We start from the raw sequence: 20,706 nt of genomic DNA, 5'->3' as shown, positions 1-20,706 counted from the left end.
CGCCGAACCCGATCGAAAGGACAATCCAGTGGGACGTGTCGAAGGCAAGGTCGCTTTCATCACCGGTGCCGCCCGGGGACAGGGCCGCAGCCACGCGGTCAAGCTCGCCTCCGAGGGTGCCGACATCATCGCAGTCGACATCTGCAAGAACATCGACTCCATGGGCTACGCGATGGCGACTCCCGAGGATCTCGAGGAAACCGTGCGTCTGGTCGAGAAGGAAGGCCGCCGCATCGTCGCCATCGAGGCCGACGTGCGCGACTCCGCACAGATGAAAGCTGCTGTAGAGCAGGGCATTGCAGAACTCGGCAAGCTCGACATCGTCGTCGCCCAGGCCGGCGTCGCCGGCATGAAGGGTGAACCGCAGACGGAGGCGTGGACCGATGTGGTCGACACCAACCTCGTCGGCACCATGAACGCGGTTCACGCGGCACTGCCCCACCTGTCCGAGGGCGCATCGATCATCGCTACCGGATCAACCGCCGCGCTCATGGACGTCTCGAAGGTCGACCAGCCCGGCAAGGATCTCGGAGGCGTCGCCTACGTCTTCTCCAAGCGCGCGCTGACTCAGTTCATCCACACCCTCGCCACTCATCTCGCACCTCGCGGGATCCGCGCCAACGTCCTCCACCCCACCAACTGCAACACCGACATGCTGCAGAGCGAACCGATGTACCGGTCGTTCCGTCCCGACCTCGAGCATCCCACCCGCCAGGACGCCGAGCCCGCCTTCGGTGTCCAGCAGGCCATGCGGATCCCCTACATCGAACCCGAGGACTCCAGCAACATGGTCCTGTTCCTCGCGTCGGACGAATCGAGGTACGTCACCGGCATGCAGATGCGTGTGGACGGGGGCGGCTACCTCAAGTGGTACGACTTCCACATCTGACCCTCCGCCCGTCACCGACGGGATTCTCGAGTCCGAGGACGTCTACAGCCCGAAGAAACAAACCACATCAACCGGGAGGAACAACGTGAAGGTGAAAGTCGATGCCGCTCGCTGCCAGGGACACACCCTGTGCGCAATGGCAGCACCGGAGGTCTTCGAACTCAGTGACATCGACGGCCACGCCACCGCCGTCGTCGAGGACGTCCCGGCGCATCTCGAGGAAGCCGTGCGCGAAGCCGCACGCTCCTGCCCCGAACAGGCCATCGAGATCTCCTGAACATCCAAGTTCTCGACCCGCCCCTCACTCGGAATGTCAGAGAGGACAACCATGAGTGTCGACGACACCGTTGCCGACAACAGCCACCGGACCCCCGTCTACCAGTTCGACCGGCACGCCCCCGATTACCGCGACAAGTTCCTCGACATCACCGAGGAGATGCAGTCGAAGTGCCCGATGGCGTGGTCGGACACGCACGGCGGACACTGGGTCGCCGCAGGAAGTGACGAGGTCTTCAACCTCGTGCGATCCCCGGACGTCTCGAACGACCACGACATCAAGGGTGTCCGAAAAGGCTACAAGGGCATCATGATTCCCACCGCCGAGCGCGCCTCCGGTGTACGCGGCGGAATCCTGGAGATGGACGATCCGGAACACCGTGAGTTCCGCGCCCTGCTCAACCCGTACCTGTCCCCCGCGGCGATCAAGAAGTGGATCCCGATCATCGACGAGGTGGTCCGCGCAAGCCTCGACGAGAAGATCGAGAGCGGCCGCATCGACTTCGTGGACGATCTCGCGAACATCGTGCCGGCCGTGATCACCCTCGCGATGCTCGGTGTTCCGATCAAGAAGTGGGAGGTGTACTGCGAACCGGTCCACGCCGCGATCTACACCCCGCCGGACTCTCCCGACATCGCCCGGGTCGGGGAACTGCACCGCAATATGGGCATCGATCTGATCACCAATCTGATGGAGATCCGCGAGAAGCCCCGTCCCGGCCTGATCAACGCGATCGCCGACGTCGAGGTTCTCGGCGAGAAGCCCGACGACATGGAGCTTCTCGGCATCTTGAGCCTGTTGATCGGTGGCGGTTTCGACACCACCACGGCACTGACGTCGCACGCACTCGAGTGGCTGAGCCAGAACCCGAACGAGCGTGAACGGCTCAGTGAGGAACGGGACAGCCTCCTCGACAGCGCCACCGAGGAGTTCCTGCGGTACTTCACCCCCTCCCCCGGTGACGGCCGCACCTTCGCCTCCGACTGCGAGTTCAAGGGCACGCAGTTCAAGGAAGGTGAACGCCTGTGGTTGTCGTGGGCGATGGCCAATCGCGACCCGGCGCTCTTCGACGACCCGAACACCGTGGATCTCGAACGGAAGGGCAACCGCCACTTCAGTTTCGGGCTCGGAGTTCACCGGTGCATCGGATCGAACCTGGCACGTACGGTGTTCAAGCGCATGCTCCTCGCCGTGCTCGACCGGATGCCCGACTACAAGTGTGATCCGGAAGGCACCGTGCACTACGACTCGATCGGCGTCATCCAAGGAATGCGGCACTTGCCGGCGACCTTCACGCCCGGACCTCGTCTCGGCGCAGGACTCGACGAGACGCTCGAGAAGTTGCAGGTAATCATCGACGAGCAGGAGCTCGCCGCTCCGATCACGGCACAGAAGTAAGGAAACCGGCACAATTGGCTGACTCGACGGTGGTCGACCGTGAAAACCGGGACGGGGCCACGAAGAGATCCGGACGTCCTCTGCCCCAGCTGACCCCTCAGAACAAGTTCTTCTGGAAATCCGGCGAAGACGGCCGGTTGCGGATCCGCGAATGCGAGTCGTGCTCGGCTCTCATCCATCCTCCTCAGCCGATCTGCCGTTACTGCCGGGGTCGGCAGATGGGAGTCCGCGTCGTCTCCGGCTTCGCGACCCTCATCGGATTCACGGTCAACCACCGTTTCGGTCTGCCAGGACTGAAACCGCCGTTCGTCATCGCGCAGGTCGCACTCGAGGACGATCCTCGGGTGCGCCTGACGACGAACGTGATCGAATGCGAGCCCGACGAACTCGTACTGGGCATGCGCATGGAGGTCGTCTTCCACCAGGACGGCGACGTGTGGCTGCCGCTCTTCCGTCCGACGGCGGAGCAGGGAGAACCTGCTCCGCTTCCGACGGACGAGATCGAACCCGAACAGATCCGATTCCATATCCGGCCCGCCGCAACACAGGACAAGTTCGAGGACAAGGTCGCGATCACCGGTATCGGCGCGTCCGACCTCGGTCGCAGGTTGATGGTCGACCCCATCGAACTGACCGTGCAGGCATGCGAACGTGCCGTCGCCGATGCAGGATTGACGCTCGACGACATCGACGGACTGTCCACCTATCCCGGCGCCGGCCCCGTCGTCGGTTTCAGCGAGGGCGGTATCGGCGCCGTCGAAGCCGCACTCGGCCTACGACCGACCTGGTTCAACGGCGGTCTCGAAACACCGGGCCCCAGCGGGTCTGTGATCGCTGCGATGCTCGCGGTCTCCGCCGGGCTCGCCCGCCACGTGCTCTGCTACCGCACCCTGTGGGAATCCACCTACGGCGAATACGTCAAGGCCGGCGACATCAGCCCACCCGGCGGCCGCACACCCAGCTGGATGGTGCCGTTCGGCGGCACCTCCGCCGCGCACACTCTCGCGCAGAACGCGCAACGCTACTTTCATCGCTACGGGGCCACCCGAGAGACTCTCGGGTGGATCGCCCTCAACCAGCGGGCCAACGCCGCGGTCAATCCCACCGCGATCTACCGCGACCCGATGACGATGGACGACTACCTGTCGGCCCGGCCGGTCACCACCCCGTTCGGTCTGTACGACTGCGACGTGCCGTGCGACGGCGCGGTTGCGGTTATCGTTTCGGCAGCCGATACGGTCGGCGACCTCGCCAAACCAGCCATCCGTGTCGAGGCTGTCGGCACTCAGATCGTCGAGCGTATCGAATGGGATCAGAGCACCCTGACCCACGAACCACAGGTCCTCGGGCCGGCCGCGCACCTGTGGTCGCGCACGTCGCTGAGTCCCGAGGACGTGGACGTCGCACAGCTGTACGACGGATTCACCTTCAATGCACTGTCGTGGATCGAAGCGCTCGGCTTCTGCAAGATCGGTGAGGCCAAGGACTTCCTCGACGGCGGCCACAACATCGCCCGCGACGGCATACTCCCCCTCAACACGCACGGCGGCCAGCTTTCGCACGGTCGAACCCACGGCATGGGCCTCGTCCATGAAGCGGTCACCCAGCTTCGCGGCGAAGGCGGCGACCGCCAGGTTCGTGACGCGCGTGTCGCCGTGGTCAGCAGCGGGGGGCTCACTCCCGGCAGCGCGATGCTGCTGCGGAGCGACACATGAGTACCGCCCGCACACAGTCCTCACCGATCGAGGAGGCTCACGTCGGCGGCGCGGGAGACGTCTCACCCGTAGCCCGCGTCGTCGATGTCGAGGGAATCCCCATGTCGGCCCTGGTCGCCGAAGCGGCCGAACCCCGAGCCGTGATCGTGGCACTGCACGGAGGCGCTGCACGCGCGGCCTATTGGGACTGCCCGGGACATCCCGAACTGTCGATGATGCGTGAGGCCGTCGCTCACGGATTCACCGTGATCGCCCCGGACCGCCCCGGCTACGGATCGTCGCGGCCGCACCGGGAGGAGCTCGGCGCCCCCGCCCGACGTGTGCACCTCGCCTGCCGCACCGTCGACGCGCTGCTCGGTGCGTCTCCTCGCGGCGCGGGTCTGTTCCTGTGGGGACATTCGGTCGGCAGTGAGCTGACAGTGCGCATGGCGGTCGAGAACCCGGGCGAGGAGGTGCTCGGCATGGAGTTGTCCGGCACCGGGCGTGAACACCATGCACTCGCCGCAGGGATCCTCGGTACGCGCGAACGGTACGCGAACGCCCGCGGAGTCGGTGAGCTGCTGTGGACACCGTCCGAGCTGTACCCGCCCGACATCGTCGGGGGTGCCGCGATCGCCGCGCGCACGCCGGATTACGAGGCCGATGTCACCGCGGCCTGGCCGACCTCGGACTTTCCCGCCCTTGCCGCGCAGGTCCGCGTGCCCGTGCACTTCACCGCCGCCGAACATGAGAAGGTCTGGCGCAACGATGCACAGGCGCTCGAGGATATTGCCGAGATATTCTCCGCGGCACCGACAGTCACCACATATCTGCATCCGGGCGGCGGGCACAACCTCAGCATCGGCTACGCCGGACCGGCCTACCACCGAACGGTGTTCGAATTCGTCGACGACTGCATCGCGCAACAGGAGACCCCCGCCCTATGACATCTCATTCCCGATCGGAGGCACAGTGATGCGTGTCGGATTCATCGGACTCGGAAGCCAGGGTGGGCCGATGGCCCGCCGCATCGTGGACGCCGGATACGAGACCACGCTCTGGGCTCGCCGCCCGGAATCTCTCGCTTCCTACTCCGATACGGCCGCGAAGTACGCCGAATCCCCCGCCGAGCTCGCCGCGAACAGCGATCTGGTCTGCCTGTGTGTGGTGAACGACGACGACGTGCGTCAGGTGCTCACCGGTGAGAACGGTGTCCTCGCGGGAATGAACGCGGGCGGCATCATCGCGGTCCACAGCACGATTCATCCCGACACCTGTCGCGAACTCGAGGCAGCCGCACGAGAACGTGGCATCTCGCTCGTCGACGCTCCGGTCAGTGGTGGTGGAATGGGCGCTGCTGCCGGCACATTGCTCGTGATGGTCGGCGGTGAGAGCGACGTCGTGGAGCGGTGCCGGCCGGTGTTCTCCACCTACGGAAACCCGGTGGTGCACCTCGGCGACCTCGGTGCAGGTCTGGTCGCGAAGCTCCTCAACAACCTGTTGTTCACGGCGAACCTGGCGCTGGCCGAGAACACCCTGGCGCTCGGCGCGGAACTCGGCGTCGATCCCACCCGCCTCGGTGAGGTCGTCTCGCACGGTTCTGCGAACAGCTTCGCGCTCGGACGCGTGGTCTCGGCCGGGGGCAGCCTCGAGCGGATCGGTGGGCACGCCGGTGAGCTGTTGAAGAAGGACGTGAGCCTCGTGGCCGGTCTCGCCGCGGCGGCCGGGGCCTCGGAGGGCATCACCTTCACCGCGGCCGATGCGAGCCTCGAAAAGATGGGACACCTGCGATGAGTCGCGTGCACTTCGTCGGCGCCGGACGTATGGGGCTGCCGATGGTCGAACGGCTCGTCGCGGATGGACACGACGTGCGCGTACTCGCGCGGCACGACGAAGCGCGCGCAGCCGTGGAGAAGGCCGGTGCCCTTGCGGTTTCCGATGTCTCCGGCATCGGTGCCGATACCGACCTGGTCGTGGTCTGCGTGTTCACCGACGAGCAGGTGCACCAGGTCTGCCTGAGCGACGGAGTACTCGAGCGAATGCGGCGCGGGTCGGTGCTCGTCGTCCACACGACGGTCGGCCCGCGCACGGTGGAGAAGCTCGCCGCCGCCGCCGAACCGCACGGTGTCGCGGTGATCGACGCCGCGGTCAGCGGCGGTCCGCACGACATCGCGGCCGGCGCCCTGACCCTGTTCCTCGGTGGAACCGACGACGCCGTCGCCGCGGTGACGCCTGTGCTGAAGAGCTACGGCGATCCCGTCCTGCATGTCGGTGCCGCAGGAAGCGGCCAGAAGGTGAAGCTGGTGAACAACGCGTTGTTCGCGGCCGAGATCGGCTTGCTCGCCGAAGCAGCAGAACTGGGCCGCCAGCTCGGAATCGACGAGGCGGCGTTGTTCTCTGCTCTGCCGCACGGCAGCTCGTCGTGCAAGGTCATGGCGAACATCGCCATGCGCGGGTCGGTCTCGGAGTTCCGCAGTGCTGTCGGAGAATTCCTGACCAAGGACGTGGCGGTGGTGCGCTCCGCCGTGTCGGAACTCGGAGGAGACCTCGGCGTCCTCGACACGGCGATCGACGCGCACACCCGATAGGCGGACAGGCGAGGCGTCCCGGGTGGTGGCTCGACTTCACGGCACGGGACGCCGTCCGCACTCATCCTCGATATTGCGTGTCCGGATCGAAAGGGTGCTCCATGGAAGGCTTGAAGGACAAGATCGTGCTCGTCGCGGGTGCCGCGACCGGCCTCGGTGCCGATTCCGCCCGCCGCCTCGCCCGTGAGGGCGCCCGTGTCGTGATCGGAGACATCGACGTCGAAGGCGCCGAACGTACTGCCGCCACGATCACCGAGACCGGCGGTACCGCAGTGGCGGTGCAATTCGACATCTCGGACGACGACTCCGTCCGCGCGCTCGTCGAGACGACGACCGAGACGTACGGAGCGCTCGACGCCGTCCACATCAACGCCGGTGACATGGCTGCGGTCACGAAGGACACCGACGTCGTCGACATCGACCTCGAGATCTGGGACAGGACGGTCGCCGTCAATCTCCGCGGGCACATGCTCGTCACCCGTCACTGTGTACCGAAGCTGCTCGAACGTGGCGGCGGAACGATCGTCTACACCTCGTCGATCGCCTCGTTCACCGGTGACCCGCGCCGACCCGCGTACTCGGCGACCAAGGCGGGCATCAACGCCCTGGCACGTCATGTCGCATCACGGTGGGGTCGTGAGGGAATCCGCGCGAACGCGGTGACGCCAGGCCTGATCCTCACCGATGAGATCCGCAACGGTGCACCGCAGAAGTTGCTCGACGGCATGCTCGCTCGAACCCGCAGCACCCGCCTCGGCGAGGCCGCGGATGTATCGAGCATGGTGGCCTATCTGATGTCCGATGACGGGTCGTGGATCAACGGACAGGTGGTCAATGTGGACGGCGGCACCGTGCTGCGGTGACGGGCAGCCACATCGAGACGGGGCACGGGGGCCGAATCGAGAAGCAACCGTAGGCAGGTATCAGCCTTCCAACGACACCCCGTACGCCTGTTCCAGGTACCGAACCACGGCGGTCTGATCGACACCGGGTTCGAGGGCCTCGACCGCAGAGTTCCATACCTGCCCGATCGCCTCACCGAGTACGGGAGCGATCCCCTGATCGTGCGCGAGGTCGAGCGCGATCCCGATGTCCTTGCGCATCAAGGACGCCGCGAACCCCGAATCGAATGAGCGGGAGAGCACGAACTTCTCGTACTTGGTCTCCGTGGCCTGATTGCGTCCGCTGCCGGCGTTGAGGACCGCGAGCAGAGTAGCCGGGTCGATTCCGAACTTCTTGCCTACGAGCAGCGCCTCGGCAGCGACGAGCACGTTGTTCGCAGCGAGGAGATTGTTCAGGGCCTTCGCCGCATGTCCTGATCCGACGGGCCCGACGCGGATGATCTCGCTACCGGTTTCCTGGAGCAGTGGCGTCACCCCGTCGACCACAGCGGCGTCACCGCCGGCCATCACGGCGAGGGTGCCTTGCTCCGCACGTGCCACGCCACCACTCACGGGGGCGTCGACGACGCGCACACCCTTCGCGGCGGCCGCCTCGGCGAGACGTTGTGTGCGCGTCGGCACGCTCGACCCCATGTCTACGATCACCGCTCCGGGTTGCAGGTGCCCCAGTAGGCCGCCGTCGGAGAGAACGACGTCGTCGACGATGTCGCTCGTCGGCAGAACCAGGACGACCACGTCGCAGTCGGCGAAATCCGCGAATCCGGACGCGCCCACTGCGTTGGGGTTCTCGTCCACGAACCGCTGCTGCGCGGCAGCGTCGGCATCGCGGACGACGAGACGACGACCGCCACGCGCGAAATTCCGGGCGATGGGTCGTCCCATCGCGCCGAGGCCGATATGCCCTACACGCTGCTCGCTCATGCGTCCGACTCCGTCTCTACCGTGAGCGGACCGAGTTCGGCCGCAAGAACTTCCTGCACGACCCGCATCGCCGCTATCCCTGCCGGGCAACCCACGTATGCGGTCGCATGAACCACCGTCTCCGAGATCTCCTTCCGCGTCAGGCCGTTCCGCAGCCCGGTACGGATATGGGTGGCCAGCTCCGTGTGCTGGCCGAGCGCGATCAGGAGCGAGATGGTGACCAGCGAACGGTCGCGGCGTTCGAGTCCCTCGCGGGTCCACACCCCGCCCCACACGAATTCGCTGACGTACTCCTGCAGTCCTTCGCCGTCGGTGCCGGCACTGCGGGACAACGCGGCGTCGACGTATTCGTCCCCGAGAACCTCCCGGCGCACGGCCAGACCGGAGTCCCTCACCGTGCGGTGCGCCGCGTCCACGGCGTCTTCGGCAGTGGCATTGCTCGTCATCGGTATTCCCTTCGGCGGATTCACATCCGCGACGAATCGAGTTTGACGGTCACGCATTTGACCTGACCGTAGTGGTGCAGCGCCTCGACGCCTTTCTCGCGCCCGTAGCCGCTGTTCTTCCAACCCCCGAACGGTGTCTGCACCGACGCCGTCGACCAGGTGTTGACGAAGACCTGTCCGGCACGCAGGCGCCCGCCGACGGTGAGGGCACGGGAGACATCCCGCGTCCACACACCGGCGACGAGCCCGTAGTCGGAGTCGTTCGCAACGGCCACGGCGTCGTCTGCGGTATCGAACGGGATCACCACGAGAACAGGCCCGAAAATCTCTTCCCGCGCGATCCGCATCGAATTGTCCACGCCCGTATAGACGGTGGGATCGACGAAGAATCCACCGGACTGTTCCGCAAATGCGGAGACTCGGCCGCCGGTTTCGAGCCGGGCCCCCTCCGACTCGGCAATCTTGAAATACTCCTGCACCTTGCCGAACTGGTCTCGGGTGATGATCGGCCCCATATCGGTGCCCACTCGGATCGCCGCGACCTTCTCGACGAGACGGGAGACGAACTCGTCGTGCACCTCTCGCTGGACGAGCAACCTGGTGCCGGCCGAACACACCTGTCCTGCGTTCGAGGTGAATGCCTGGACGGCACCCGTCACCGCCGCATCGAGGTCGGCGTCCGCGAAGACGATGTTCGCCGATTTGCCGCCGAGTTCCAGTGTCAGCGGCACGATGCGCTCCGCGGCGATACTCCCGATGACACGTCCGGTCGGAACCGACCCCGTGAAAGCGACCTTGGCGACCTCGGGGTGGTGGACGAGTGCAGCACCGGCCTCCCCGCCCGTGCCCAGAACGACGCCGAGTGTGCCCGGCGGGAAGCCGACCTCGCTCGCGAGTTGCGCGAGTCGCACACTCGACGCCGATGTGAACTCGGATGGTTTGAGAACCACCGTGTTTCCCGCTGCCAGCGCGGGTGCGCAGGCCCGCGCCGACTGGTTGAGCGGAAGATTCCAGGGTGTGACCACGCCGATGACCCCGTACGGCTCGCGGACGGTGTAGACGTGCTGGTCCGGCGCCACGTCCAGTGTCTCGCCCGCGGGCATGCCGACGAGCCCGCCGTAGAACTCGAAGTACGTCGCCGAGTTCTCCACCTCTGCGAGTGCGACCTTGGCCGGTTTGCCAGTCTCGCTGGTCTCCAGCGCGGCCAGAGTGTCCGCGTCCTCACGCATCGCGCGGGCCAGATCGACGAGTAACCGGCCGCGCGCGAGTGCGGGGATCTGCAGCCACTCCGGGCCCGCGGCCGCCGCTGCCCGCACCGCTGCGTCGACGTCGAAGGCGTTGCCCCGGGCAACACGCCTGACGGCACGACCGGTCGCCGGGTCGGTGGCGTCGACGTACTCACCGCTGCTCGGCGCCACCGGCTTGCCGTCGATCCAATGGTGGAGTGTGTCCATGATGTCGCCTTCCGCAGGGTGCTCGATGATCCTCAGGCCTGTTGGTCCACAGCCGGTGCCGCCGGTAACGGTTCACGTCGAGAACCCATAGGCGGCAGGGCATCCGGAACGAACATCTCACGACGCTGTTCGAGGAAGTCGTGCGGGTACCCCATCGGCACCGCCGATGCGTCGTCGAGCCGTGCGATCTGTGCGGGGTCGAGGCGCAACGTCAGCGCCCCGAGGTTGTCGCGCAACTGGTCGGGCGTGCGCGCACCGATGGAGATCATCAGCCCGTGGTGACGCACCCACGCGAGGGCGACCTGCGCGGTGGAGGTGCCCAGCTCGTCGGCGATCTCGCGCGTGACGTTCAGGACGCGACGCGTCTTCTCGGGAAACCGTGCCATGGTCTCGGCGCTGTGCGCACGCGCGAGCGCACCCCGGGCGAGGGGACTCCACGCACAGACCGCGAATCCGAGTTCGCCGGCCATCGGCAGCAGCTCCCGCTCGGGAGTACGGGCGAGAAGGGAGTACTCGAGTTGCAGGGCGCTGAACGACGTCCAGCCTCTCAGCTCGGCGACGGCGTCCGAACGGGCGATCACCCACGCCGGGGTATTGGAGATCCCCAGCGACAGCACCTTGCCCGAACGCACCAGATCGTCCAGTGCGCGAAGCGTTTCCTCCGGTGCGGTGCACCGATCCCAGGCGTGCACCCACAGCACGTCGAGATAGTCGGTGCCGAGTCGTCGCAGGCTCGTCTCGACGTTGCGGCGCAGGCTCTTCCGGTTGCTGCCGCCCGAGTTGGCGTCGCCGGGGTCGGTTGGGAACGTGTACTTGGTACTCACCACCACCGCGTCGCGTTCGGATGCGATGAACCGGCCGAGCATCTCTTCGCTCGCCCCGTTGGTGTAGTTGTTCGCGGTGTCGACGAAGTTGCCACCCGCGGCGCGGTAGTCGCTGTATACGCGGCGGGAGGTCTCCTCGTCGGCGCCGAAGCCCCACTCGGTGCCGAAGGTCATGGCACCGAGGCACAGTTCGCTCACCCGGATGCCCGACGGGCCGAGCACCCACTGGGCCATGGTGCCGTCGTAGCGCTCAGGCATCGTCGTCCACCACCCAGTTGACGAATCGATGCAAGGGATACATGCCGTCATGCGGGCTGCCCATGCTGCCCTTCAATGCGCTGCCGAGTCTGACAATGCGCTGCACACCCGCGGTGGCGAGACGGTCCCGGATCTCCGCCTTCCGATGGGACGGGTAGACACCGACGGTCTGGGTCGCCACGGTGGCGTAGGAGGCGGCTTCGTCCAGAGTCGAGATCGGGAGGACGTTGACGGTCTTGTTGGTCGGGTGGAAGTCGACCATCTCCGGGGACCGCACCACCAAGCCACTGCCGTCGGGTTTGCCCCAGACCTTGTAGTCGGGCTCGAGGAAACGCATTCCTTCGACGGCCTCGCGGATCTCGGCGTCGGGCTTCGGTCCGACGGCCTCGGCGAAATCCCGGTCCACGCCGAGCCGCTCGTGCAGCAGGGCGCAGAACCGGTCGATCTGATCGTCGTCACCCTCGACACAGATGTGTCGCGCCGCCAGGCACGCGTCCTGGTTGAAGATGGTCGCATCGAGGGCGGCCAGTTCGGCGACCTCGCGCAGGGTCTCCTCGGATTCGAAGGCTTCGCGGCCGACGATCGACATCGACACCTTGGGATCGAAGGAGATCAGCTGGAAACCCGGTCCGGCATAGCGGGCGGCGTTCTCGATGGCCGAGCCTCCACCCCATGCGACGAGCTTGTCGAAATACTGCGAGCGGTAGAGGATGTTCTCGACCTTCTCGTCGCCGCCGCGCCAGTACACGGCGGACATCGACCGCAACACCGGATGGCCGGGGGCGATATCCGCCATCGTGCGCAGTACCGCCACCGTGGTGAACGGGTCGGCCGAGGGCATCTTGAACAGGTTGACGCCCTTGGTGAGCGCAGCATCGGCGATGGTGGTCATCGCGGCGCTAGGCGAGTTCCCGGCCATCATGTGGACCAGGCGCGGCGGGAAGGCGCGGACGCGGCTCACGTTGCCGTTCGGATCGGTGCGCTCGGCCCAGCCGTCGAGTACGTCGAGGCCGCCGAAGGTGCGTTCGAGCCGGTATTCGAGCGCCTGCCGGCTGAGGAACTGACCGGGCCGGGCGAAGGTGTTCTCGATGATCCGACGCGGAAGGGCACTCACCTGGACGGTCATCTCGAGGGATTCCTGGAGGTACTCGTTCTTCTCCAGGGTCAGGTATTGCGCGGTCTCGACGAGGAAGTCGATGATTTCGGAGATCGGCACGTCGAATGCCGGTCCCACCTCCGAGCGGGGTGCGAACAGGCCGTTGTATTCGAGTTTCGGGGTGACGAAGGGGACGCCGAAGTCGCGGGAGAGGTATTCGCTGTCCTCACCCCAGATCAGTTCGCCGCGGACGAAGTGCGGGACCTTGATCCGGGTCCGGGCCGGTGCGGTCGTGGCCATCTCGTCACTCTCCCGAGAGTCCGCGGACATAGGCGTCCATCGTTCCGGCGCAGGTGATCTTGTCGTCGTCGCCGAGATCGGAATAGCGGACGATGTTCGGCATCACTGTCTCGCCGGCCCGGCCGCACGGGCACGGTCCGAGGTCGACGGTGATCCGGTCACCGGAGATCGTTCCGCCCCAGCGGCCGTCGACGGTGGTGTCCACGAAGGCGGCACGGCCCTCGACGAGGTTGCCGTCCGGTTCGGCGAGTGCGCTGCCGTCCTTGGTGAGGACGAACAGGACGATCTCGTCCGGAACGTGGTAACGACCTTCTTCGGGACACTTGAACATCCGGTTGTTGAGTTCCTGCATGGAGTAGTAGTGCAGGAAGCGCTCGGGAACGATGTTGAGCATTCGGTAGATCTGCTCCTGGTAGTCGGCCGGTAGGTTCGTTCCCTTCAGTCCGCCACCGCTGGTGAGCGCATTGCTACCCGTGATGTCGCCGTCCTGGATCCCCTTCTCCCGCAGGATCTCGCAGAGGCGGAACAGCTGGGGGAACTGGGAACTGAAGAGGATGTCCTCGGACCGGTGCGCGATGATCTGGTCGGCGAAGTGGTGCAGACGCCGGTCTTGCTGTGCGGCGCGTTCGGCGGATTCGGCTTCGAAGCGTGCGATGTCGTCTGGTGCGGCGGTGCCGTCGGCCATCGCGCGGCGCATCGCCGACAGCCTGGCCATGTAGCGGTGGAAACCTTCCACCGGTGCGCCGTCGAACAACGGGAGGGCGTCCGGGCGGGAGAACTCACGGATGATCAGATCGCGTATCCCGTTGTGCTGGGTCTGGCCCGTCTCGGGGCCGACGGGTATGACGTGCCAGCGATTCTCGGGCGGGAGACCGAGGGCGGTGAAGCAGTCGAGCAGATTCTGCTTGTTCACGTCGATATCACGCTGGGACTTGTTGAGGAAGGATCCTTTTCCGCTCGTTCCACTCGAGCTAGAGACCATGTGACCGGCCTTCTCGAGAGCGGCGATCCAGCCGTCGACGTCGGCGACCCCGGAGACGTCGACGTCGTCGACAGGGTGGCTCGACAGCGAACCGAGCCAGCGGTTCATCTGCTCCCACCGGCCCTTGGCGATGAGCGTCTCGGGGTAGCTCTTGTAGGTGGTGTGGGGGAAGAGCAGGGGGATCATGTCCTCACGCGACCGAATCTCGGTGATGTCCTGGTCGGCGGCGCGCTGCGCGAGCACAGGGACCTGGTCCCGTCGTGCCCGGAAGTAGGCGTTCAGCGTCGCGACGACGTCTTTCTGCAGGGTGGCTTCTGCCATGTGAGTCCTCCGGCCCTCTGGGTGCGGAACGTCGATAACTTTACTGGAAGGTATAGATAAATGCTTGACGTAACCATACCCACAGGGAAAGTTTTGTGTCCAGACCCGAGACGATTTGGCACACTGCACTCATGACCCCGACTCGCAGCGAGCAGGACATTCGACGCCGTGGTGGACGCCCTACCAGGGAGGAAGCGAGCCGACTCGACGACGCGGTGCGCGAGTCCGCACTCCGACTGTTCCTCGAGAACGGGTACGAGGGCACGACGATGAACGCCATCGCCGCTGCGGCCGGCACCACGAAACCCTCGCTGTACGCGCGCTTCCCGACCAAGGAGGACGTCTTCCGGTACGTTCTGGGCTGGGCCATGCAGCGCACCGACTGGCCCACACCCGAACCCGAGATCCCCGAGTACGACGATCTCGGCGAATCACTGACCGCCGTCGCGGAGGCCGCCGTCCGGCGCGCCCTCGACCCGTCGATGATCAAGCTCCAGCAGGTCGCCATCGCCTACGCCTCGCGCTATCCGGACATCGCCCGGAAGGCATTGGGCCCGGGTTACTGGCCGCGCAAGAAGCAGGTCGCGGACCTGCTGAGCCGGCACGCGGCGACAGGGAGCATCGTCGCCGACGACCCCGACACGCTCGCAGAACTGTTCCTGGCCATGGCGTCCGGCGGTCCGGCACGCCTGGCCTCGTTCGGGATCGCGCGCGAGGCCGAGGACGTCGACGCCCACGTCCGGGCCGTCGTGGACCTCTTCCTGCGCGGTCTACGTCCGGACTGACGCGCGTCCGGCTCCCGAGGTGATCGACGCCACCACACCCCCGTCGACGAGCACGTCGGTGCCGTTGACGAAACTCGCCTCGTCGGACAACAGGAATGCGACGACGGCGGCGAGTTCCTCGGCCCGGCCCGTGCGCCCGAGCGGCGTCGCCCGCACCATCTCGCCCATCGACTCGTTGTGATCCGCCTCCTGCCGGCCCTGCGGAGTGTCGATGATGCCCGGCGAAACGGAGCACGCGCGGGCACCGACGGACCCGAGCCGCACAGCTTCGTCCCTTGCGAACTGCTGCACACCGTATTTCGCCCACGCATAGGCAACGCCGGGATGTTCGAGCGCCTCCCCCACCACCTCGCGGAGACGGTCGAGGAAGTCCTCGGCTAGCGGATCCGCGAGCACGGCGGCCTCTTCCGGCGAAGGCCGCATCCGGCCGATGTTCGGTGCCATCGACGCGAAGTAGACCGACGCAGTGCCTGCCGTCGCGAGTGGGCGGAGCGCCCGAGCGATCCGCGCGGTTCCGATCAGGTCGACCTCGAATATCCGCCGCCAGTCGGCCATCGTGGGTGAGATCCCGGCGGCGTGCGCGACGGACCGCAATGTTCCGAGTTCGGCCACCCGGACGGCGAGGCGGTTCAGCCCGTCGACGTCGGTGACGTCGAGAACGAACGGTTCGACGCGCGTCCGATCACCGTTCAGCTCGTCGGCCGTGGCACCGACGGTGTCGGCGTCCAGGTCGACGAGCAACAAGGCGTCTACCGTGCCGACCATGCGCTGCGCACACGCGTATCCCATTCCGCGACCCGCTCCGGTCGCGATCCCCACCGTGGTCATGATGTGCAGTCCTCTCGAGTCATCAGGATGCGGCCCAGCACCGCGACAGTCCGGATTCGGCGGTGCGGGTGACGAGTTCGACGAGCACGCCCCGCCGACTGCGGGCGAAGGCGAAGAACATACCGCCGCCGGGCAGCGCGCGCGTGGCCTCGACGACGAACCCTTCCTTTTCGAGAAGACGGCAGTCGCCCTCGACGTCGTCCGACCAGTACCCGAGGTGGTGGATGCCCGATGTGGAGGCCCACAGAGGAGCGTCGGGCACGGCTGCGACGATCTCGATCCTCGGCACGGTGACGGAGTAGGTGCACTGCAGGTCGACGGAGCGGTCCCCGTCCGGCAACGTCACGTCGACGGCGCCGCCCACCTGCGGTCCCCACTCGTATCCGAGCAACGCCGAGAACTCGTCACGGGCGGCGCGAGGGTCGTCGGTGACGATCCCCAGGTGGAAGAGGTCTTCGGCCTTCATGTCTGCGCTCTCCGGTCGGTAGGTGTTCCCATTGCTCTTCGGTCGTGTAAGAATGGCATTCTTGGTATCGAGATAGATATTCTCATCAATGGAAGGAGGGCGCAATGGCCTGGGACTTCGAGACCGAGCCCGAGTACCAGAAGAAGCTGGACTGGGCCGACGCCTTCGTGCGCGAGGAGGTCGAACCGCTCGATCTCGTATGGGAACACCAGCAGTTCGTCCCCCTCGACGGACTTCGCCGCAAAGCCATCGATCCCCTCAAGGACAGGGTCCGCGCGGAAGGCCTGTGGGCCACCCATCTCGGCCCCGAACTCGGCGGCCAGGGATACGGACAGCTCAAGCTCGCGCTGCTCAACGAGATCCTCGGGCGCTCCTCGTGGGCGCCGATCGTCTTCGGTTGCCAGGCACCGGACACCGGCAACGCCGAGATCATCGCGCACTACGGAACACCGGAACAGAAGGAGCAGTACCTGCAGCCGCTGCTCGACGGCGAGGTGTTCTCCTCGTACTCGATGACCGAGCCGCAGGGTGGCGCCGATCCCGCCCAGTTCCGTTGCCGCGCAGTCAAGGACGGCGACCACTGGGTCATCAACGGCTGGAAGTACTTCTCGTCCAACGCCCGGACAGCAGAGTTCCTCATCGTCATGGTCGTCACCGACCCGGATGTGCCCGTGCACAAGGGCACGTCGATGTTCCTCGTCCCGACCGACACCCCGGGCGTGGAGATTGTGCGCAATGTAGGGCTCTACGGCGAACCGATGAACGACGGCACCCACGCGCTCATCCACTACAACGACGTCCGGGTGCCGGCCACCGCCCTTCTCGGCGAGGAGGGCCAGGCGTTCGCAGCCGCCCAGGTACGGCTCGGCGGTGGCCGCATCCACCACGCGATGCGGACCATCGGTCTTGCACAGAAGGCCGTCGACATGATGTGCGAGCGCGTCCTCAGCCGCGAGACCGCCGGAAGTCGCCTCGCAGACAAGCAGACCGTGCAGGGCTATATCGCCGACTCCTACGCACAACTTGCACAGTTCAGGCTGTTCGTGCTCAACACCGCGTGGAAGATCGACAAGTACAACGACTACAAGAAGGTCCGGAAGGACATCGCGACCGCAAAAATCGTGATGCCTACCGTGCTACACGACATCGCTTGGCGCGCAATGCAGGTGCACGGCGCACTCGGTGTGACCAACGAGATGCCCTTCTTCAGGATGATCCACGGAGCGGCGGTGATGGGGCTCGCCGACGGACCGACCGAGGTACACAAGACCACCGTCGCCAAGCAGGTTCTCCGCGACTACAGCCCCGTCGACGACATGTGGCCGTCGGAGTGGATCCCGAAGAAGCAGGAAGCAGCCCGAAAGAAGTACGCCGACTACATCGAACTCGAAGTGGGGAACCTGTGATCGACACCGAGCGTCTCGCCGATTGGATGGACGAGCAGGGCCTGCCCGGTAAGGGCGCACCCCTCGACGCGAAATACCTCTCCGGCGGCACACAGAACGAGATCTACAAGCTCACGCGCGACGACTTCACGTGCGTCATCCGCATCCCTCCGGCCGGTGCGCCGGCCGACCGCGACAGCGGGATCATGCGCGAATGGCGCATCATCCAGGGACTCGCCGGAACCGATGTACCCCACACGAAAGCCGTTGCCGCCTGTGAGGACACGTCCGTGCTGGGCCGTTCCTTCTACCTCATGGGCCACGTCGACGGATGGTCGCCGATGGACCATCGCGGCACCTGGCCCGCACCCTTCGACACCGACCTCGATGCCCGGGCCGGCCTGGCCTACCAGCTCGCCGAGGGCATCGCCCTGCTGTCGAAGGTGGACTGGAAGGCACAGGGCCTGCACGATCTCGGGCGCCCCGAGGGCTTCCACGACCGGCAGGTGAGTCGGTGGACCCGTTTCTTCGAACGGATCAAGGCCCGCGAGATCGAGGGTATGGACGTCGCCACCACGTGGCTCGAGACCCACCGCCCGCTCGACTACGTCCCGGGACTGATGCACGGCGACTACCAGTTCGCCAACGTGATGTTCGAGCACGGCGCCCCCGCGAAGCTCGCGGCACTCGTCGACTGGGAGATGGGGACCGTCGGCGATCCGAAGCTCGATCTCGGCTGGATGCTCATGAACTGGCCGGAGGACACGAGCGCGAACGAGGACAGCGCGGTGAGCTACGTCGACCTGACCGGGATGCCGGGCCGCTCGCAGATGCTCGCGCACTACGCCGAGGTCTCCGGTCGCCAGGTCGACGACATCGACTACTACTTGATTCTCGCCAAGTGGAAGCTCGCCATCGTCCTCGAACAGGGCTTCCAGCGAGCCGGGGACGATCCCAAACTGCAGTCCTACGGACCGGTCATCACCAACCTCATGAAGTCGGCCGCCGACCTCGCCGAGTCGACCGATTACAAGGGAGTCGCGTCATGACGACAGCTGTGGACGGACTGGTACAGGAACAGCACGGACCGGTGCTCGTACTCCGCATCGACCGACCGGAAGCACGAAATGCCCTCAACGGAGCCGTGATCCGCGGTCTCGGTGCCGCAGCACTCCGGGCCGAAGCGGATCCGGAGATCCGGGCGATCGTGCTCACCGGCACGGGCGACCGGGCATTCTGCGCCGGCATGGACCTCCGGGCGTTCGCAGAAGGCGAGGACATCGGGACCGATTCCGACGAAGCCGCCGGATACGCACGGCTCTCCAAGGGCGAACTCTCCGTTCCGGTCATCGGCGCCGCCAACGGCAGTGCCGTGGGCGGCGGTCTCGAACTTCTCCTCGGCGCCGACATCATCGTGGCGTCCTCCGAGGCGAAGTTCGGCCTGCCCGAAGTGAAGCGCGGACTCTTTCCCGCCGGTGGTGGCACCGCCATCGGCACCCGCATCCCCATCGGAGCGGCCCTCGAACTCACCCTGACCGGGGATCCGATCCCGGCGCAGCGCGGCTACGAACTCGGCCTGATCAATGCCGTGGTGGCACCGGATCAGGTGATGGACACCGCGCTCGACTACGCCCGGCGGATCGCGGCGAACGCCCCGCTCGGGCTGTCTGCGGTGAAGGAACTGGTCCGGCTGACCCAGGCCGATCCCGAGCGGGCCGACGAGCGACTCTCCCATTGGCAGTCGGTCGTCTTCACCAGCCACGACGCCAAGGAAGGCGCCACCGCGTTCATGGAGAAGCGGGCACCGGTCTGGCAGGGACAGTGACCGCTCCGGAAGAGCCTACGAGCACCGTTCGCGCCGTCGTCTGCACCGAATACGGGGAGCCCGAATCCCTCCGGATGGAGTCGCGGCCGTCATCCCCACTCGCGCCCGGGCAGGTCCGGGTGCGAGTGGGGGCAGCGGCGGTGAACTTTCCCGACGTCCTCCTCGTGGCGAACAAGTACCAGATCAGCGTGCCGCCGCCCTTCGTTCCGGGCAGCGAGTACGCGGGTACCGTCGTCGAGATCGCGGACGATGCGGGTGAGATCTCGGTCGGCGACCGCGTCACCGGCACCGGACTGGTCGGAGCGTTCGCCGACGAGATCGTCGCTCCCGTGAAATCCCTGAAGAAGATTCCTCACGGCATCGACGATCGAACCGCTGCATCCTTCGGGGTGGCGCACCGCACGGCCTATCACACGCTCCGGTCCGTGGCCCGGCTGGAGGCGGGTGAGGAACTCGTCGTGCTCGGGGCGGGTGGCGGAGTCGGTCTTGCGGCCGTGCAACTCGGCGTGGCACTGGGCGCTTCGGTCACCGCAGTCGCCTCGTCGACCGAGAAGCTGGCGGTAGCGTCGTCCTACGGCGCGGCCCACATGATCGACCACCGGGCGGAGGATCTGCGCTCGTCCCTGAAGAAGGCTGTGCCCGAGGGTGCGGACGTGGTGATCGACCCGGTGGGCGGAGAACTCTCGGAGCCGGCGCTCCGTTCACTTCGCCGCGGCGGACGTTTCGTCACTGTCGGATACGCGTCCGGTTCGATCCCTCGGATTCCGTTGAACCTCGTACTGGTCAAGGGAATCCGGATCATGGGCTTCCAGTTCCAGGATCTCGATCCCGAGGAGTACCGGCGGAACGAGGCCGAGCTGGTGGATCTGCTCGTCTCCGGCAAGGCGGTTCCGCACATCGGGGCGGACTATCCGCTCGAGGACACCGCGCAGGCATTGCGCCGGGTGGCGGATGGACGAGCGGTGGGGAAGGTCGTCATCGATATGTCGCGCTGAGCGCCGGGCCGGCTGCGCTTCGGCCGAAACTCCGGGCCTCCGGCTGCGCTTCGGCTGTGGCTCCGACTTCGT

The 20,706-nt window shown here is 66.3% G+C and carries 21 protein-coding genes; 13 read left to right on the top strand and 8 right to left on the bottom strand.

Annotation, left to right across the window (positions count from 1 at the left end; genetic code table 11):
* Nucleotides 1-28 precede the first annotated feature (28 nt).
* From ABZ789_RS09445 to ABZ789_RS09410, 8 genes are all read left to right on the top strand, one after another.
* Nucleotides 29-889, top strand: coding sequence for a mycofactocin-coupled SDR family oxidoreductase (locus ABZ789_RS09445; RefSeq protein ID WP_358422386.1), 861 nt, complete (start codon nt 29-31; stop codon nt 887-889).
* Between the two features lie 85 nt (nt 890-974).
* Nucleotides 975-1,166, top strand: coding sequence for a ferredoxin (locus ABZ789_RS09440; protein ID WP_358422384.1), 192 nt, complete (start codon nt 975-977; stop codon nt 1,164-1,166).
* A gap of 51 nt (nt 1,167-1,217) precedes the next feature.
* Nucleotides 1,218-2,564 (top strand): cytochrome P450, encoded by a 1,347-nt coding sequence (locus ABZ789_RS09435; protein ID WP_358422381.1) that lies wholly within the window; start codon nt 1,218-1,220, stop codon nt 2,562-2,564.
* Nucleotides 2,565-2,578: 14 nt separating this feature from the next.
* Nucleotides 2,579-4,279, top strand: a complete 1,701-nt coding sequence (locus ABZ789_RS09430; protein WP_358422378.1) for an OB-fold domain-containing protein — start codon at nt 2,579-2,581, stop codon at nt 4,277-4,279.
* The gene (locus ABZ789_RS09425; RefSeq protein WP_358422375.1) at nt 4,276-5,205 is read left to right on the top strand and encodes an alpha/beta fold hydrolase; all 930 of its coding nucleotides are present in this window, start codon (nt 4,276-4,278) and stop codon (nt 5,203-5,205) included. Before ABZ789_RS09430 ends, ABZ789_RS09425 begins: the two co-directional genes overlap by 4 nt.
* 28 nt (nt 5,206-5,233) lie before the next feature.
* Entirely contained in the window at nt 5,234-6,052 is an 819-nt protein-coding gene (locus ABZ789_RS09420) for an NAD(P)-dependent oxidoreductase (protein ID WP_358422372.1), read from the top strand.
* On the top strand, nt 6,049-6,846 hold the full coding sequence (locus ABZ789_RS09415) for an NAD(P)-dependent oxidoreductase (protein ID WP_358422369.1): 798 nt from the start codon (nt 6,049-6,051) through the stop codon (nt 6,844-6,846). Before ABZ789_RS09420 ends, ABZ789_RS09415 begins: the two co-directional genes overlap by 4 nt.
* Nucleotides 6,847-6,947: 101 nt before the next feature.
* Complete coding sequence (locus ABZ789_RS09410; protein ID WP_358422366.1) at nt 6,948-7,709, top strand: SDR family NAD(P)-dependent oxidoreductase; 762 nt, start codon at nt 6,948-6,950, stop codon at nt 7,707-7,709.
* A 60-nt stretch (nt 7,710-7,769) separates the two neighbouring features.
* Here ABZ789_RS09410 and ABZ789_RS09405 read toward each other — a convergent pair whose 3' ends face one another.
* Genes ABZ789_RS09405 through ABZ789_RS09380 form a run of 6 tightly spaced genes read right to left on the bottom strand, consistent with a single transcriptional unit; the run spans nt 7,770 to nt 14,350 of the window.
* A complete protein-coding gene (locus ABZ789_RS09405) occupies nt 7,770-8,669 on the bottom strand; it encodes an NAD(P)-dependent oxidoreductase (protein ID WP_358422363.1) in 900 nt (299 codons plus the stop codon).
* Nucleotides 8,666-9,115: a carboxymuconolactone decarboxylase family protein gene (locus tag ABZ789_RS09400; RefSeq protein WP_358422360.1), complete on the bottom strand. Its 450-nt coding sequence runs from the start codon at nt 9,113-9,115 to the stop codon at nt 8,666-8,668. Before ABZ789_RS09400 ends, ABZ789_RS09405 begins: the two co-directional genes overlap by 4 nt.
* A gap of 20 nt (nt 9,116-9,135) precedes the next feature.
* Nucleotides 9,136-10,569, bottom strand: a complete 1,434-nt coding sequence (locus ABZ789_RS09395) for an aldehyde dehydrogenase family protein (RefSeq protein ID WP_358422357.1) — start codon at nt 10,567-10,569, stop codon at nt 9,136-9,138.
* Between the two features lie 32 nt (nt 10,570-10,601).
* Complete coding sequence (locus ABZ789_RS09390) at nt 10,602-11,651, bottom strand: aldo/keto reductase (RefSeq protein ID WP_358422354.1); 1,050 nt, start codon at nt 11,649-11,651, stop codon at nt 10,602-10,604.
* Nucleotides 11,644-13,047, bottom strand: coding sequence for an acyl-CoA reductase (locus ABZ789_RS09385; RefSeq protein ID WP_358422351.1), 1,404 nt, complete (start codon nt 13,045-13,047; stop codon nt 11,644-11,646). The genes ABZ789_RS09390 and ABZ789_RS09385 overlap by 8 nt, the downstream gene beginning before the upstream one ends.
* A 4-nt stretch (nt 13,048-13,051) precedes the next feature.
* Complete coding sequence (locus tag ABZ789_RS09380; protein ID WP_358422348.1) at nt 13,052-14,350, bottom strand: hypothetical protein; 1,299 nt, start codon at nt 14,348-14,350, stop codon at nt 13,052-13,054.
* A gap of 131 nt (nt 14,351-14,481) precedes the next feature.
* Here ABZ789_RS09380 and ABZ789_RS09375 point away from each other — a divergent pair, with 131 nt between their 5' ends.
* The gene (locus tag ABZ789_RS09375; RefSeq protein WP_358422345.1) at nt 14,482-15,135 is read left to right on the top strand and encodes a TetR/AcrR family transcriptional regulator; all 654 of its coding nucleotides are present in this window, start codon (nt 14,482-14,484) and stop codon (nt 15,133-15,135) included.
* Here ABZ789_RS09375 and ABZ789_RS09370 read toward each other — a convergent pair.
* Entirely contained in the window at nt 15,121-15,963 is an 843-nt protein-coding gene (locus ABZ789_RS09370; RefSeq protein ID WP_358422342.1) for an SDR family oxidoreductase, read from the bottom strand. The genes ABZ789_RS09375 and ABZ789_RS09370 overlap by 15 nt on opposite strands.
* Nucleotides 15,964-15,985: 22 nt before the next feature.
* The gene (locus tag ABZ789_RS09365) at nt 15,986-16,429 is read right to left on the bottom strand and encodes a VOC family protein (RefSeq protein WP_358422339.1); all 444 of its coding nucleotides are present in this window, start codon (nt 16,427-16,429) and stop codon (nt 15,986-15,988) included.
* Nucleotides 16,430-16,533: 104 nt separating this feature from the next.
* Between ABZ789_RS09365 and ABZ789_RS09360 the strand changes: the two genes are divergently transcribed.
* The 4 genes from ABZ789_RS09360 to ABZ789_RS09345 are packed head-to-tail and all read left to right on the top strand — an operon-like array spanning nt 16,534 to nt 20,634.
* On the top strand, nt 16,534-17,835 hold the full coding sequence (locus tag ABZ789_RS09360) for an acyl-CoA dehydrogenase family protein (RefSeq protein ID WP_358422336.1): 1,302 nt from the start codon (nt 16,534-16,536) through the stop codon (nt 17,833-17,835).
* Nucleotides 17,832-18,863, top strand: a complete 1,032-nt coding sequence (locus ABZ789_RS09355) for a phosphotransferase family protein (protein ID WP_358422333.1) — start codon at nt 17,832-17,834, stop codon at nt 18,861-18,863. The genes ABZ789_RS09360 and ABZ789_RS09355 overlap by 4 nt, the downstream gene beginning before the upstream one ends.
* The gene (locus ABZ789_RS09350; protein ID WP_358422330.1) at nt 18,860-19,639 is read left to right on the top strand and encodes an enoyl-CoA hydratase-related protein; all 780 of its coding nucleotides are present in this window, start codon (nt 18,860-18,862) and stop codon (nt 19,637-19,639) included. Before ABZ789_RS09355 ends, ABZ789_RS09350 begins: the two co-directional genes overlap by 4 nt.
* Nucleotides 19,636-20,634 (top strand): NADPH:quinone oxidoreductase family protein, encoded by a 999-nt coding sequence (locus ABZ789_RS09345; RefSeq protein WP_358422327.1) that lies wholly within the window; start codon nt 19,636-19,638, stop codon nt 20,632-20,634. Before ABZ789_RS09350 ends, ABZ789_RS09345 begins: the two co-directional genes overlap by 4 nt.
* Nucleotides 20,635-20,706: the final 72 nt, after the last annotated feature.

Origin of the sequence: Rhodococcus sp. NPDC047139 (genome assembly GCF_040643435.1) — a bacterium.
In the GTDB taxonomy this organism is placed as follows: Bacteria; Actinomycetota; Actinomycetes; order Mycobacteriales; family Mycobacteriaceae; genus Rhodococcus.
The sequence above is the reverse complement of the archived record's forward strand: the minus strand, read 5'-3'. Positions and strand labels throughout refer to the sequence as shown.

What these genes read in the sequence shown, in the direction of transcription:
- ABZ789_RS09395 (WP_358422357.1), bottom strand. Translation starts at nt 10,569, where the DNA reads ATGGACACACTCCACCATTGGATCGACGGCAAGCCGGTGGCGCCGAGC.
- ABZ789_RS09425 (WP_358422375.1), top strand. Translation starts at nt 4,276, where the DNA reads ATGAGTACCGCCCGCACACAGTCCTCACCGATCGAGGAGGCTCACGTC.
- ABZ789_RS09360 (WP_358422336.1), top strand. Translation starts at nt 16,534, where the DNA reads ATGGCCTGGGACTTCGAGACCGAGCCCGAGTACCAGAAGAAGCTGGAC.
- ABZ789_RS09435 (WP_358422381.1), top strand. Translation starts at nt 1,218, where the DNA reads ATGAGTGTCGACGACACCGTTGCCGACAACAGCCACCGGACCCCCGTC.
- ABZ789_RS09380 (WP_358422348.1), bottom strand. Translation starts at nt 14,350, where the DNA reads ATGGCAGAAGCCACCCTGCAGAAAGACGTCGTCGCGACGCTGAACGCC.
- ABZ789_RS09390 (WP_358422354.1), bottom strand. Translation starts at nt 11,651, where the DNA reads ATGCCTGAGCGCTACGACGGCACCATGGCCCAGTGGGTGCTCGGCCCG.
- ABZ789_RS09365 (WP_358422339.1), bottom strand. Translation starts at nt 16,429, where the DNA reads ATGAAGGCCGAAGACCTCTTCCACCTGGGGATCGTCACCGACGACCCT.
- ABZ789_RS09415 (WP_358422369.1), top strand. Translation starts at nt 6,049, where the DNA reads ATGAGTCGCGTGCACTTCGTCGGCGCCGGACGTATGGGGCTGCCGATG.
- ABZ789_RS09420 (WP_358422372.1), top strand. Translation starts at nt 5,234, where the DNA reads ATGCGTGTCGGATTCATCGGACTCGGAAGCCAGGGTGGGCCGATGGCC.
- ABZ789_RS09410 (WP_358422366.1), top strand. Translation starts at nt 6,948, where the DNA reads ATGGAAGGCTTGAAGGACAAGATCGTGCTCGTCGCGGGTGCCGCGACC.
- ABZ789_RS09400 (WP_358422360.1), bottom strand. Translation starts at nt 9,115, where the DNA reads ATGACGAGCAATGCCACTGCCGAAGACGCCGTGGACGCGGCGCACCGC.
- ABZ789_RS09405 (WP_358422363.1), bottom strand. Translation starts at nt 8,669, where the DNA reads ATGAGCGAGCAGCGTGTAGGGCATATCGGCCTCGGCGCGATGGGACGA.
- ABZ789_RS09350 (WP_358422330.1), top strand. Translation starts at nt 18,860, where the DNA reads ATGACGACAGCTGTGGACGGACTGGTACAGGAACAGCACGGACCGGTG.
- ABZ789_RS09385 (WP_358422351.1), bottom strand. Translation starts at nt 13,047, where the DNA reads ATGGCCACGACCGCACCGGCCCGGACCCGGATCAAGGTCCCGCACTTC.
- ABZ789_RS09370 (WP_358422342.1), bottom strand. Translation starts at nt 15,963, where the DNA reads ATGACCACGGTGGGGATCGCGACCGGAGCGGGTCGCGGAATGGGATAC.
- ABZ789_RS09375 (WP_358422345.1), top strand. Translation starts at nt 14,482, where the DNA reads ATGACCCCGACTCGCAGCGAGCAGGACATTCGACGCCGTGGTGGACGC.